Source organism: Ralstonia sp. AU12-08, from assembly GCF_000442475.1.
In the GTDB taxonomy this organism is placed as follows: domain Bacteria; phylum Pseudomonadota; class Gammaproteobacteria; order Burkholderiales; family Burkholderiaceae; genus Ralstonia; species Ralstonia insidiosa.
Genome location: NZ_ASZV01000007.1, coordinates 140,536 through 154,254 on the forward strand (window position 1 = coordinate 140,536; position 13,719 = coordinate 154,254).

At 63.8% G+C, this 13,719-nt stretch carries 9 protein-coding genes; 1 reads left to right on the top strand and 8 read right to left on the bottom strand.

Annotation, left to right across the window (positions count from 1 at the left end):
• Positions 1-125 precede the first annotated feature (125 nt).
• Positions 126-5,057: an NAD-glutamate dehydrogenase gene (locus tag C404_RS35005; RefSeq protein WP_021193382.1), complete on the bottom strand. Its 4,932-nt coding sequence runs from the start codon at positions 5,055-5,057 to the stop codon at positions 126-128.
• A 104-nt stretch (positions 5,058-5,161) separates the two neighbouring features.
• A complete protein-coding gene (locus C404_RS35010) occupies positions 5,162-5,620 on the bottom strand; it encodes a MerR family transcriptional regulator (RefSeq protein ID WP_021193383.1) in 459 nt (152 codons plus the stop codon).
• A gap of 76 nt (positions 5,621-5,696) precedes the next feature.
• On the opposite strand from C404_RS35010, the gene C404_RS35015 reads away from it, so the two are divergent.
• Positions 5,697-6,932: an NADH:flavin oxidoreductase/NADH oxidase family protein gene (locus tag C404_RS35015; RefSeq protein ID WP_021193384.1), complete on the top strand. Its 1,236-nt coding sequence runs from the start codon at positions 5,697-5,699 to the stop codon at positions 6,930-6,932.
• Positions 6,933-6,937: 5 nt separating this feature from the next.
• On the opposite strand, the gene chrA is transcribed toward C404_RS35015, so the two are convergent.
• The 6 genes from chrA to C404_RS35045 all read right to left on the bottom strand — a co-directional run bounded on the left by chrA (position 6,938) and on the right by C404_RS35045 (position 13,710).
• Complete coding sequence (chrA, locus tag C404_RS35020) at positions 6,938-8,176, bottom strand: chromate efflux transporter (RefSeq protein ID WP_021193385.1); 1,239 nt, start codon at positions 8,174-8,176, stop codon at positions 6,938-6,940.
• A gap of 17 nt (positions 8,177-8,193) precedes the next feature.
• Positions 8,194-8,775, bottom strand: coding sequence for a hypothetical protein (locus C404_RS35025; RefSeq protein WP_021193386.1), 582 nt, complete (start codon positions 8,773-8,775; stop codon positions 8,194-8,196).
• Between the two features lie 89 nt (positions 8,776-8,864).
• Complete coding sequence (locus C404_RS35030; protein ID WP_049286086.1) at positions 8,865-9,857, bottom strand: fimbrial protein; 993 nt, start codon at positions 9,855-9,857, stop codon at positions 8,865-8,867.
• A gap of 20 nt (positions 9,858-9,877) precedes the next feature.
• Positions 9,878-10,618, bottom strand: coding sequence for a fimbrial biogenesis chaperone (locus tag C404_RS35035; RefSeq protein ID WP_021193388.1), 741 nt, complete (start codon positions 10,616-10,618; stop codon positions 9,878-9,880).
• Positions 10,615-13,104 (bottom strand): fimbria/pilus outer membrane usher protein, encoded by a 2,490-nt coding sequence (locus C404_RS35040; protein WP_021193389.1) that lies wholly within the window; start codon positions 13,102-13,104, stop codon positions 10,615-10,617. Before C404_RS35040 ends, C404_RS35035 begins: the two co-directional genes overlap by 4 nt.
• 93 nt (positions 13,105-13,197) lie before the next feature.
• Complete coding sequence (locus C404_RS35045; protein ID WP_021193390.1) at positions 13,198-13,710, bottom strand: fimbrial protein; 513 nt, start codon at positions 13,708-13,710, stop codon at positions 13,198-13,200.
• Between the last annotated feature and the right edge of the window lie 9 nt (positions 13,711-13,719).

Below are 13,719 nucleotides of genomic sequence, written 5' to 3' on the forward strand. Positions count from 1 at the left end.
GCGCACCGGATGGCGCGATCAGGCAACGGAATCACGACGCGGCGGCCAAGATACCACGGCAGAAGTGCCGGGGCCGCCGCACAGGAGAGGGGTGTTGTGGTGTTGCGTTGAGGGGCGCGCTGCCTTTAAGCCTCCACTTCCGCCAGCGCCTTGAGCCCCACCGACAGCATGGCCAGATCGGCCTGCCCGGCAGCCACCTGATCGGCAATCACGCGGTTGTAGCGCGCCAGTGCCTCCTGCCGGGTGGCTTTCCACGTATCGACCAGCGCCTCCGCCCCTACGCCGGCTGGCGCATCGCGCAGCACCGAGCCGGTCAGCCTGCGGCGCAGTTGCCCCAGTTCCTCAAGCAACGTGGCACGCGCCAGCATCTGCCAGTGGGTTTGCGTGGGCAGGTTGAGGATGCCGCCTTGCAGCCAGCCATAACCCAGCGGCTGGTCGAGCGCAAAGTACACGCGTGCGGCGAGTTTGGCGTCACAACCGCTTGCGGCGGCCACTTCGGCAATGTCGAGCAGCGACACGCGCGCCGGCACACCTGCCGCGGTGCGTGCCAGCGCTTCGGGCACGCCCTCGTCGGCAAGTGCCTGTTGCTGTTGTGCCGACGTGCGCGCGGAGTCTTCCGTTTGCAAACCATCCACTTCCGGCGCCAGCGCATCCACCGCATCGCGGAAGCGCACCACCGTGGCCGGCACGTCTGCTATGCGCCGCCGCAGGAACCACAGCGTAGCGCGCTCGTGTAGCTGTGCAAATGCGGTGAACAGCGCCGTCTGCGTTTCGTGCGGCACCTGCGCATCCAGCCCGTCGACTTGCTCCCAGAGCGGGTCCATCCGATAGACCGCGCGCGCCACCAGGCTGGCCCACACAACAGCTAGCGGCTCGGCGCCGGTTTCTTCGGCAAGGCGGTGCACGAACGTTACGCCGGCGCGGTTGATGAGCGCATTGGCGTGCATGGTGGCAAGGATCTCGCGCCGCAGCGGGTGCCGTGGCATGGTCGGGCCGCAACGTGCCTGCAGCGGATGCGGAAAGTAGCCGGGCAGGCCGTCGGCCACGAAGGGCTGGTCGGGCAAATCGCTGGCCAGCAGCGCGTCATACAGCCACATCTTGCTGTAGGCCATCAGCACCGCACGCTCCGGTGTGGTGAGGCCCCCGCTGGCGGCGCGCCGGGCGTCGATCTCCTCGTCGGGTGGCAGGAATTCAATGACCCGGTTCAGGCGTCCGGTGCGTTCCAGATAGCGCATCAGCCGCGCTTCGGCATCCAGCCACTGTGTCGTGCGCGTGCGTGCGAGTGAAAGCGCCTGCGTCTGGAAGTAGTTGTCGCGCAGCACCAGCGTGCCCACTTCGTCGGTCATCTCGGCGAGCAATGTGTTGCGCTGCTTGAGCGTCATCTCGCCGTCGGCCACCACCAGGCCCAGCAGGATCTTGATGTTGACCTCGTGGTCGGAGCAATCGACACCGGCCGAGTTGTCGATGGCATCGGTATTGATGCGGCCGCCATGCAGCGCATATTCAATGCGGCCGAGTTGCGTGCAGCCAAGATTGCCGCCTTCAGCGACGACCTTGCAGCGTAGCTCTGCACCGTCCACGCGCAGCCCGTCGTTGGCGCGGTCGCCCACCTGGGCGTGCGTTTCGCTGCTGGCCTTGACGTAGGTACCGATGCCGCCGTTGTAGAGCAAATCCACCGGCGCCTTGAGGATGGCGTGCAGCAGATCATTCGGCGCCATCTCCGTCGCCGTCACATCCAGCATCGCGCGCACTTCGGGCGATAGCGGAATCGACTTGACTGTGCGCGGGAAGATGCCGCCCCCCTGGCTGATCAGCGTCTTGTCATAGTCGGCCCAGCTTGAGCGCGGCAGGTTGAACATGCGTTCGCGCTCGGCAAAGCTGGTGGCCGCATCGGGGGATGGATCAAGAAAGACATGCCGATGATCGAACGCCGCCAGCAGACGGATATGGCGTGATAGCAGCATGCCATTGCCGAACACATCGCCCGACATGTCACCTACGCCCACCACGGTGAAGTCCTGTGATTGCGTATCGACGCCCATCTCACTGAAGTGCCGCTTGACCGATTCCCACGCGCCGCGTGCGGTGATGGCCATCTTCTTGTGGTCATAGCCGACCGAGCCGCCGGAGGCAAACGCATCGCCCAGCCAGAAGCCGTATTCCGCAGAGATGGCGTTGGCGTAGTCGGAGAACGTGGCGGTGCCCTTGTCGGCGGCCACCACCAGGTAGGGGTCGTCCTCGTCATAGCGCACCACGTCGCGCGGTGGCACGAGGTGGCCGTCGACGTAGTTGTCGGTCAGGTCAAGCAGGCCGCGCAGGAAGGTCTGGTAGCACGCTACGCCTTCGGCCAGGTACGCATCGCGGTCACCGGCAGGCGGCGGTTGCTTGACGATGAAGCCGCCCTTGGAGCCCACCGGCACGATGACGGTGTTCTTGACCATCTGCGCCTTGACCAGTCCCAGCACCTCGGTGCGGAAATCTTCGCGCCGGTCAGACCAGCGCAGCCCGCCGCGCGCCACCTTGCCACCACGCAGGTGCACGCCCTCCACACGCGGCGAATACACCCAGATCTCGAACATCGGTTTGGGCTCGGGCAGGCCCGGCACGCGTGCGGGGTCGAACTTGAACGACAGGTAGGGTTTGGATTGCCCGGCCTGCCCACCGTCTGCCGCACTCTGGAAGTAGTTGGTGCGCAGCGTGGCCTCCAGCACGCCCAGGAACTGACGCAGGATGCGGTCTTCGTCCAGGTTCGGCACCTCTTCCAGCGCTTCGGCAATCTGTGCGCGCAGCTTGTCGGCATCGCGCGTGCGTTCGGCCTCGTTGAGTGCCGGGTCAAAGCGCACCAGGAACAGGCGGACCAATGCCCGGGCAATGGACGGATTGCCCGTCAGCGCGCTCTCCATGTAGGCGTTGCTGAACGTCGAGCCGATCTGGCGGATATAGCGCGCATACGCTCGCAGGATGCGTACCTCGCGCCAGGTCAGACCCGCCTGCAGCACGAGACGGTTGAGATCGTCGTTCTCGACCTCGCCCGTCCAGATGCGGGCGAAGGTGTCTTCAAAGCGCACGCGTGCTTCATCGAGATCGACTTCGCTGCCGTCAATGGTCTCCATGCCGAAGTCGTGCATCCAGATGGGGACGGCATCGGCAGGTTCGACGCAGTAGGGGCGCTCTTCGTTGACGCGCACGCCAAGGTGCTCAAGCATCGGCAGGCTGCGCGACAACGAGGTCGGCTCGCCTGCGCGGTAGATCTTGAAGCGCAGGGCACCGGTGGGGGCCTCCAGCGGCCGGTAGAGCTGCATCGTGAGGGTGCCGGCGGCAGCGGCTTGCTGTGCCGATGGTGCAGCCGCCAGCAGTGGCTCCATCAGTTCGATGTCGCGCACGGCGAGTCGCGCGGGGTAGTCCTCGCGGAAGCCAGCGGGGAAGGCATCGCCATAGCGACGCAGCAGGCGGTTGCCGCGCTCCTCACCACCGCGCTCCAGCAGGGCATCGGCCAGGTCGTCCTGCCAGCGCCGTGCGGTCTGCACGATGCGCTCTTCCAGTTCGGCCACATCCACCTCGGGCACGTTGCCCGGCTGTGTGCGCACGGTGATGTGGATGCGCGCGAGCATCGACTCCGACAGCAACGGTGTGAACTCAACCCCCGTACCGTGATAGGCGTCCTGCAGCAGCTTCTGAATGCGAATGCGCAGGTCGGTGTTGAACTTCTCGCGCGGCACGAACACAAGGCACGATACGAAGCGGTCAAAGCGATCACGCCGCACAAACAGGCGCGTGCGCTGCCGCTCCTGCAGCCGCAGGATGCCGAGCGCGATGTCGTGCAGCTCCTCACCCTCAAGCTGGAACAGCTCATCGCGCGGATACTGTTCGAGAATCGTAATGAGTGTCTTGGCAAGGTGCCCGTTCGGCAGGAATCCGGTGCGCGCGATCACGCTGGCGACCTTGCGCCGTGCCAGCGGAATGCTCTCTGCCGGCACCATGTACACGGTGGAGGTGTACAGCCCCAGGAAGCGCCGCTCGCCGCAGGTGCGGCCTTCGGCATCAAAGCGCTTCACACCCACATAGTCTAGATAGCCGGGGCGGTGCACCGTGGCACGCGAGTTGGCCTTGGTGATGAAGATGGGGGCCGGGGCGTTGATGATCTTGACCGCGCCCGGAGCAAGTCGCGACAGGTCTGGGCTACCCGCATCGCGCAACGCTTCGCGCAGCACGCCCAGGCCCGTGCCCGGCAGACCTTGCAGGTAGTGGCCATCTTCTTTCACGACGAGTTCGTAGTCGCGATAGCCCAGGAAGGTGAAATGCCGATCAAGCATCCATGCCAGAAAGGCTTGTGCCTCGGCAATCTCCGTGCGCTCTGTTTCATCGGCCGAAGCATGCGCGGCGCGCGCGCCCAACGCATCGATGGCGGATTGCGCTGCAGCTTGCATCGGCTTCCAGTCTTCCACGGCGGATCGCACGTCGCGCAGCACGCGCACCAGGCCGTCGTGCAGCGCCTGCAGCCGTTGCGGCTCAGAGAAACGATCGACCTCGATGTGGATATACGACTCGTAGTGCGCGTCGCCATTCGTGTCGTCGTTGGCGTCGGCTGGCGTGTCACCCGCGAGTGCGGCCGGCCGCAGCACGCCGCCGGCTTCTACCGCCGTGCGGGTGCCCGAAGCATCGCGCCGCATGCGGTAGACGGGGTGGAAAGCGGAATGGAGCGCTAACCCTTGCCGGTTGATCTCCATGGTGACGGAGTCAAACAGGAAGGGCATGTCGTCGTTGACGATCTCGACCACCGTGTGGCCGCAGTACCAACCGTGCTGTTCCAGGCTTGGGTTGTAGACCCGCACGCGTGGTTGCCCTGACACGAACTTCTGGCCGAGCTGCCAGTGCGCCATTGCTGCGCCGTAGAGATCGGCCACGCTGCGCGAGACGACGTCTTCGGGGTCGGCCAGTCCGTAGTAGTGCCGCATGAATGGCTCGAACAGCGTGGCTATGTCTGGCGCACGTCCGCGTGCGAGGGCCACTGCATCCGCCATGTGCTGACGGACTTTTTCTTCGTGCTGGGCAGACATGGGCGATCTCCCGAAAAGCGCGGAAAAAACGGCTTTTCCATGCTACGCCGCGTGCCCTTGGGCCGCAACGTGCAACCCGTGTCAATCGAAAAGGGGAGCGTGGGTCAGGCGCGCTTTTTTGTGCGGCGCGTTTGCAGATCGGTTGAGGGTGTTTTTGCGGCGCCTTGCGTGATCTTGTCGAGCACGCGCTTGGTCCGCCCTGCGCAGCTCTCGCTTTCCGTGCGGTTGTTGATGTCGCCGACGAGCGCGAGCAGGTGGTGTTTGGTCTGTGCCAGGCGTTGCTCCAGCAATTCGATCTCGCTGATTTTGCGGTGCAGCGCTTCGAGCAATTCCTGATGCGGCCATTTTTCCAGATCGGGCGGCAGGATGGCGCGGATTTCCTCCAGCGAGAACCCCGCACCCTGCGCACACAGGATGATCTCCAGCCGGGTCAGCGTGTCGGGCGTGTACTCGCGGTAGCCGTTGGCTTGTCGCTGTGCGGGCTGCAGCAGGCCGCTGGCTTCGTAAAAGCGGATGCGCGAGGCGGCTACGCCACTCTGCTCCGCCAGTTCGCCGATTTTCATACGTATGCTCCGTGGCTTGACATTAAAGTCAACTTTAAGCTTAAGGTTAGGGCGTCGTCAAACCGGAGTGCCCCTCATGAAGCTGTTCAGACCTCTTACGTTGCCCAATGGCGCGGTGATTGCCAACCGCCTGGCCAAGGCCGCCATGGAAGAGAACATGGCCGATGCGGACCACGCGCCGTCCGATGCGCTGGTGCGCTTGTATGAAGCCTGGGCGAAAGGCAACGTCGGCCTGATGCTCACCGGTAACGTCATGGTGGACCACCGCGCCATGACCGGGCCCAACGGCGTGGTGTTGGAAGACGATGCCCACCTAGACCGCTTTCGGCGCTGGGCAAACACCGCACGCGCGCACGGCGCGCATGTCTGGATGCAGATCAACCACCCAGGCCGTCAAATGCCAGCGGCGCTTGGCCAGACCACGGTGGCGCCGTCTGCCGTGGCGATGGATCTGGGCGCGCTATCCAAGCAGTTTCCCGTGCCCCGGGAGATGACCGCCGCCAAAATTGCCGACGTGCAGCAACGCTTCACGCGCGCAGCGGTACTGGCCGAGCAGAGCGGCTTTACCGGCGTGCAGATTCACGCGGCACACGGCTATCTGCTGAGCCAGTTTCTCTCCCCGATCACGAACAAGCGGCAGGACCAGTGGGGCGGCCCGATCGAGAACCGCGCGCGTTTGCTGCTCGACATCGTGCGTTCGGTGCGCGGCGCGGTGTCGCCGCAGTTTGTGGTGGCAGTCAAGCTGAACTCGGCGGACTTCCAGCGCGGCGGCTTCAGCCCGGACGATGCCAAGCGCGTGGTCGAACTGCTCAACCCGCTGGGTGTGGATCTGGTGGAGTTGTCTGGCGGCAGCTACGAAGCGCCGGCCATGCAAGGGCAAGCCCGCGACGGCCGCACGTTGGCCCGCGAGGCCTACTTTCTGGAGTTCGCACGCGACATCGTTGCCATTGCGCAGATGCCGTTGATGGTGACGGGTGGCATCCGCCGCCGCGCGGTGGCAGAGCAGGTGGTCGACAGCGGTATCGCCATGGTTGGCATCGCGACTGCATTGTCGATTGAGCCGAACCTGCCGCGTGATTGGCAGGCGGGCAAGAACACCGCACCGGTGCTGCGCCCGATTACGTGGAAAAACAAGGTGCTGGGCTCGCTGGCCAACATGGCGGTGGTCAAGTTTCAGCTGCAACGGCTGAGCCAGGGGCGTGGGACGCACCCGCGTGTTTCGCCGTTCAGGGCGCTGGTGGTGCAGCAGTTGGCCAACGCCTGCCAGACACGGCGCTACAAGCGCTGGACGGCGCAGCGCGCTGTAGATTGACCGCGCTAGTGCAGGAGGGTGGCTTGGGCAATGCCAGCGGCTGCGCAGAGGGCCACCACGGCAAGCGGTGGCAGCTTCCACCGCGTTAGCAGGCAGAACCCGACGGCGGCAATCGCAAAATCCAGCGGAGCATGCACCGCGCTGGTCCAAACCGGCGAGTACAGTGCGGCGGCCAGCACGCCAACCACGGCCGCATTCACCCCTGCCAACAGCGCCGCCATGGACTTGCGCGCACGCAGTGCCTGCCAGTACGGCAACGCGGCAACAACCAGCAGCAAACCAGGCAGGAAGATGCCCGCCGTGGCGAGCACGGCACCGCCCAGGTGATTGGGCACGCCGCGCATCATCCAGCCGAGAAACGCGGCGAACGTAAACAGTGGCCCCGGTACCGCCTGCGCGGCGCCGTATCCGGCAAGAAAGTCGCTGGACGTCACCCACCCCGTGGCAACCGTCTGCTCCTGCAGCAGTGGAAGCACGACATGGCCGCCGCCAAACACCAGCGCGCCTGAGCGGTAGAACGCGTCGAATACACGAACAGCATCGCCAGCGCCGGCTTGTACTAGCGCAGGCAACCCGAGCAACAGCACGCCAAAGAGCACCAGCGCGATGGCACCCGCGCTGCGGGAAATGCGAAACCCCGCGTGCTGCGCAGGCACAGCGGTGACGCCTGTCACGGATGTGTCTTGGCACAGCGCAAGGCCCAGCACCGCGCCGAGCGCAATGGCGATGAGCTGCGCATAGACAGAGGCCGTCAGGCCCAGCAGCACGACGGCTGCCAGTGCGATGCCGGCCCGACGCAAATCGGGGCACAAGCGCCGCGCCATGTCCCACACGGCCTGCGCAACCACGGCAACCGCCACCAGCTTCAACCCGTGGATCAATCCATCACCCAAGGGGCCGCCGAGCGTTGGCGCCAGCATGGCAAAGGCAATCAGCAGCACGACGGATGGCAGCGTGAACCCGCACCACGCAGCCAGACCGCCAAGCCACCCGGCGCGCAGCAAGCCGATCGAAAAGCCGACCTGGCTGCTGGCCGGCCCCGGCAGGAATTGGCACAGGCCAACCAGATCGGTGAACGTTGCATCGTCAAGCCAGCGCCGCCGCTCGACAAACTCGCGGCGGAAGTACCCGATGTGTGCCACCGGGCCGCCGAACGACGTCAGCCCCAGCTTGAGGAAGACAGCGAGCACGCCCAGCGCGTTGGTTGCCTGTGCGGGCCGTGATGCATCCATGTTGGTGTCCATTGCTGTCTGCGCGCCGTTTAACGGATGTCGCTTGCCGCGTCCCACAGGTCGCGCGTGCCGAGCGTTGCATGCCAGGCTTCGAAGCGGGATCGCCATTGCTCAAAGGGCTCGCCAAGCGGGTGCCTGGGGTCGTCGCTCAACGCATAGGCCATGCCCTCGATCAGCCATCCGGGGCGGGTGGCCACCGCATAGTTGCCCAACACTTCCGCCTGCCGAAAGTGAATGAGCTCATGCGTTACGTAATAGGTGTGCCACCCACGTGGTGCGATGACCAGGCCGAGGTTGCCCACGGCTTCTGCCGCACGCCGCCCAATGCCGAACGTATTGGCACAAGCCGTTGTTGTGCAGAACACCATGCGCGGTGCGCGCTGGAATGGCCCAACCACATCAGCGGTCTTGGCGTAGCCCTCCTGGTACAGCCGTTGCGCATCGCTCAGGCTGGCAATGTTGTCGGTGCAGATGTTGGGCAGCGGACAGGACACCCCCGGCATGAGCGATGGCGCTACAACCCGCAGCGGCTTGACGAAGGCAAGCGCAGCAGCGGGCAATGCGATCAACAAGGCGGCACTGGTGGCCAGCAGGATCCGGGTGGGCTTCATGGGTTGGCGGCAGAGAGATAGGCGGTGGCGAACATTATCAGGTATCCGCACCGCCCGAGGGGTGCCGCCGCCACTGCGCGGCCGCCATGTCAGTCGTAGAGAATCTGCACCGTGACCACGGCAGTAAACGGTCCGATCTTCGGCGCGCCGAGCGGTTTGAGCGTGGCGCTCAGCGGTACATCGATATGCGTATCGGCAGCACCGAAGTTTGCCAGCGGAAACGGTTCACCGATCGGTAACTGTTGCCCGCGCTGATCCTGGATGCTGATGCCGAAGTTGCTGTCGGCGGTGGGCAGGATCAGATTGTTCTGCACCGGGTTGGCGGTTTCAAAGTAGCCGTTGATGTTGACCGGTGTTGTGCACTGCGTCTTGTTTAGGGCCAGACTGAACGGCTTCGTGGGTGAGGTCGGAGAGAACCCGGTGGGTGTGGCCTGCACCTGCCCGAAGTTGACGATGCCAGGCTCGGGTGTGACCGTCACGTCAACAATGCATGGTGTGGGTTTCAGGTTGTCCAGCCCGCTCAAGATGTACTGGAAACTGGTGTTGCAGCAGTTGATGCCGTAAAAGCCATCAAACTGAAACGCAGCGTAGGTGTCCTGCGGAACGCCAACCCAGGTGCCACGTTTTCGAATGACGACCTGATAAGTGATGCTCACGGGGATCTTTGGGCAAAGCCCTGCATTGAAATCCGCGTCAGAGCAAATGGGTACGACATAGCCGGTTGGCACGCCGGTGCCAGGCTGATTGCCTGCGCCAAAGTAGTCGACCCCCTTGTAGCGAATGCCAATTTCCAGCCCCCACGCTGCCGGGTCCATCTTGCCCGGGTTCGCATAGAAGCTGACAGGGTCCTCATAGGAGAGACCACCGCGCAAGTCCTTGTAGCAGTAGCCGGTGGTGGTGCGGGTGGGTGAGATCCAGATGATGTAGCCGTCCGGCGCGTTGACCGGGTAGGTCTGCACAGAGCCGATAGGTTCGATGAACTTGTCCGCGCCGCCGGAGGTAAGGCAGCGCAGGGCCATTGCCGACTGCGAACCCAACAGGAACGCCAGAGCAAGCAGCGCTTGCATCAACACACGCTGCATCTGGCTGTAACGGACGGTGTTCATGGCTGCACGCTCCGGCACGTGCTGGCATCACACGTGTATTTGACGGCATTTTGGCCGCCCCAGTCGTTCATGTGCGATACGTAGAGCGTAGCGGGCAATGCACCCGTGAAGTCCACCTCTGCGGTGGCCTTGGGTTCGACCATCACTGCGTCGAACTTCAACACCTTCTTCTCTTCGCCCGCGGCCAGCTCAACCACGGTCACGTGGTAAGGCGTGGGGTTGTCGAACACCAGTTTGTGATGTGTGGCATCCAGGCGCAGCGTCATCGGCAAAGACACATCCTCATCCTGCTGAGGCTGCACGCCCTTGGGGCGGTAGAACAGTTTGATCTTGGAATGCAGCGCAATCTGGATAGCGTTCTGCACATCCGTCTTGGGCGGGATCTCGCGCACGTTCAGGTAGAACACTGATTCACGATCAGTAGGCAACGCATCGCCCGGCAGCTTGACGATGCGCACGATGTTGCGCTCGTTTGGCTCAATGCGTTGCAGCGGTGGCAGCACCATGAACGGCGAGGTGATACGGCGGCCGGTGCTGTCTTCAATCCACGATTGCACGACGTACGGGTACGTTGCGCTCTTGTTGGAGATGGTCAGGCTTTCCGATTGCGCATCGGCGTTATAGATGACACGGGTGCGATCCGGCACCACGGCCGCTTGAGCGGCGGCGGCACACAGTTGCAGGGTAAGGGCAATGCCGGCTAGCCGGTAGAAATGGGTAGGAAAGCGTCGCTTCATGATGAGGGTGTCGGAGTGGGGTTGGCCGACGCCACGCAGGACATCGGGATCGGATCTGGCGTCAGGTGGAGCGGCTGGCTGAGCGGGCCGATGTCGCAGACCGCTTGGTCCGCTTGTCGAACTGACAGCACGGTATCTGGGCGAATGCCCGCGAGATAGACGACGCCATGTTCACCAACGATGCCCAGCTCCTTGCCGCTGGTGAGGTCGATGACAGATGCCCCGAACGGCACTTCCTTGCCCGATGGCAAGGTCAATGCAACCAAGGCGTTGCTTCCATGCGTGGCGTCAAAGCGCAGGAAGCCGATGGCGCCGTCCGTCAGGACGACGCGCTGTACAGGGTTGGCCACCGTGGTTTCCAGTGACATGGCTTTGGTGTTGACGCGGGCGTCGTACGGATTGAACGGCGCCACCGAGCCGATCACGGCGTAGCCGCGGGCATCCGTTCTGGCTTGCGAGCCCGAGAAGGCCACGTCAGGTACGCCGTCGGATGACACGAGCAGGCGTGTGTCGCCGTTCATGCCGACTGCGTGTGGTTCGACGCCGTACTGGGTGGCCACCAATGAACCATCCAGTTCAAGCGACGCCGCGCTGTAAGCGTTGCCCGTGGCCGAAGCCTGTGCGTTGACTTGCACGGCGCTGGTTTGCTTGCGCACGTTGGCGCTGAACGATGCGCGGCCATCGGTGGTGCCCGCGTAGGCGGCGTAGCTCAAGCCCTCGTCGTTGCCACCTGAGTAGCCGGTGCTGATGTTGGTGCCGCCCGTGCTGGACGAGGTTACGCTGGTGGACACCACTTGCCGGTTGCCCAGTGGAATCGTCACCGCCAGAAAGACCTGATTGCCGTTGCCCGTCACACCGCGTGTGTGATACGCAGAAACGTTGAGCGAAACGTTGCGCAGCGCGCCAATTGACACCGTGCGTGCCAGCGTCAAACCAAAACGATCGTCCGACGAACGGTTCCAGTAGCTCGTGTGGTCAATTGACACGAAGGTCGAGATATTGCCAAGGCGCTTAGCCAACGATACGGAAACGCGTTGTCGGCTGCCAGCCAGCCCGGCGGCGGTCGGGTCTCCGAAGAACTGAGGGAAACTCGTATAGGTACTGTCGGAAAAGCGGTAGCCAAAGAAGCGCAAGTCCGAGTCGAGCGTGTCGAAGTGCTTGGCGTAGTTGAAGCGATACGACCGGCCAGTTTGTGTATTGCCAGTCCACCACAGGCGGGCACGCGCGAAGGTCACGTCTGCGGAGACGGCGCCGAACTTGCCGAGATTCTTGCCCGCCCCCGTTGCCACGGACGTATAGCCATCAGCCCCGATGGCGCCGCCGTACACCGTCAATTCATGGGGCAGGCCGTAAGCGGCTTCGACAAAGCCAAAGGTGGGTGAAATGCCGTTGCCGCCAAACAGGCGGGGTTGGCCGGTGGCGGCTTTGTAGCGCAACTCGCCTTCACGGGCGAGAAACGGCACGGCCGCAGTGGTGACGGTAAAGCGCTGCTCCGTGCCGTCTTCTTCCTGCACGGTCACGTCCAGCGTGCCTTGCACGTTGGCGGAAAAATCCTGCAGCGCAAATGCGCCGGGTGGCACACGCGTGGCGTACAGCACGCGCCCTTGCTGCGACACCGTCACCGTGGCGTAGGTGCGCGCCACGCCGGTAATGGGCGCAGCGTATCCGCGCATGCCTGGTGGCAGCATGCGGTCGTCGCTCTGGATGGCTGCACCATTCAATGCGAACGTGTCGAAAATGTCGGAGTTCAGGTACGTCTGCCCGAGCGATACCGTTGACTGGATGCTCGGTAACGCGCGGTAGGCGTACAGCCGGTTGAACTGGAACGTCTTGCTCGACCCGCCAAAGTTGGCGGCCGAGCCCGAGGCTGTTTGCGCTTGATAGTCACCCCGCAAGCGCCAGGCGCCGGCATTCGCGCCCAAGGTGCCGTAGGCCTGCAACGTGTTGGTAGACCCGCCGGGTGCGTTTTGGGTGGTGCCGATGACGCGATAGTCGAGCATCGCGCCTGGAATGCCGTCACTCCAGCGCTGCGGCGGAATGTAGTTCGGGTCTGCATATTCCAGCGCCACTTGCGACACCGTGATCAGGAGCTGACCCTTGCCTTTGTTGTGCCGGACAACGGTGCCATCGATGGCATTGATGTCAATGCAATGGCCGTCGTGCGTGCTGGGCAGTGCGTCTCGGGTGGCGGGCTTCAAGCCGAATTGATCGACCAGCGTGGCGGGCAGGCACGCCTGACTCAGGCCAGGGTCTGACGGTGACTGCATGAACACGATGCTCTCGCGTTGCAGCAGCTGGCCGTTGAGCACCACATCCAGCAGGTACGTGCCCGGTGGCGTGTAGTCGGCGCGCGCAAACTGTGTGAGATTGACGTCGTCCGCTCCATCGATGCTGAGGAACGACGAATTGAATTCCGTGGCCCGAGCGTTTGCGGCCAGCCAAATGCCTGCGACGCTGGCGCAGAGGACCCGTAGCTTGAAGTTCACGTCGATGAGGCCGGAGGAACATCCGGCAGGCGAGGCGGAAAAATGGAAGAAAAAAAGGGGGGCTTGCGCCCCCCCTTTCGGGCACAGCTCTACTTACTGGTAGCGGACCGTGAAGTTGGCCACCGAGTTGGCCAGACCCGGCGTGACCGTTGCGGCCGTGGCTTCGTACATGGCTGCGAACTGAATGGTGTTGTTGCCGTTGGACAGCACCACCGGAGCCTTCTGCTCGGTGCCGTTGTTCAGGTATTCGCCGGCGGCGGTCTGCAGACGCACGCCAACGTGGCCAGCGCTGCCGGTGGTGGCGAACAGGCCCGGCGTGACGGTGTCAGCGGTGCCAGTGAACGTGAAGAACGCGTTCTTGGCGGTGGTTGTATCGCAGTCGGTCAGCTGAACGTTGAACGGCACAGCTTGCGAGCGATCACCCAGCTTGGCGAACACGTGTGCCGGCACTTGGCCCAGCGGCACGGTTTGATCCAGCGTGTCAGGGCTGATGCCGCAGGCGCCAGCAACGATTTCACCGTTGAAGGTGATGGTGCCCGGGTTGCCAGCGGCAAAGGCGGAAACGGAAAGGGCTGCGAGAGCGGCAGCTGCAAATGCTTTTTTCATGGAGGTTGC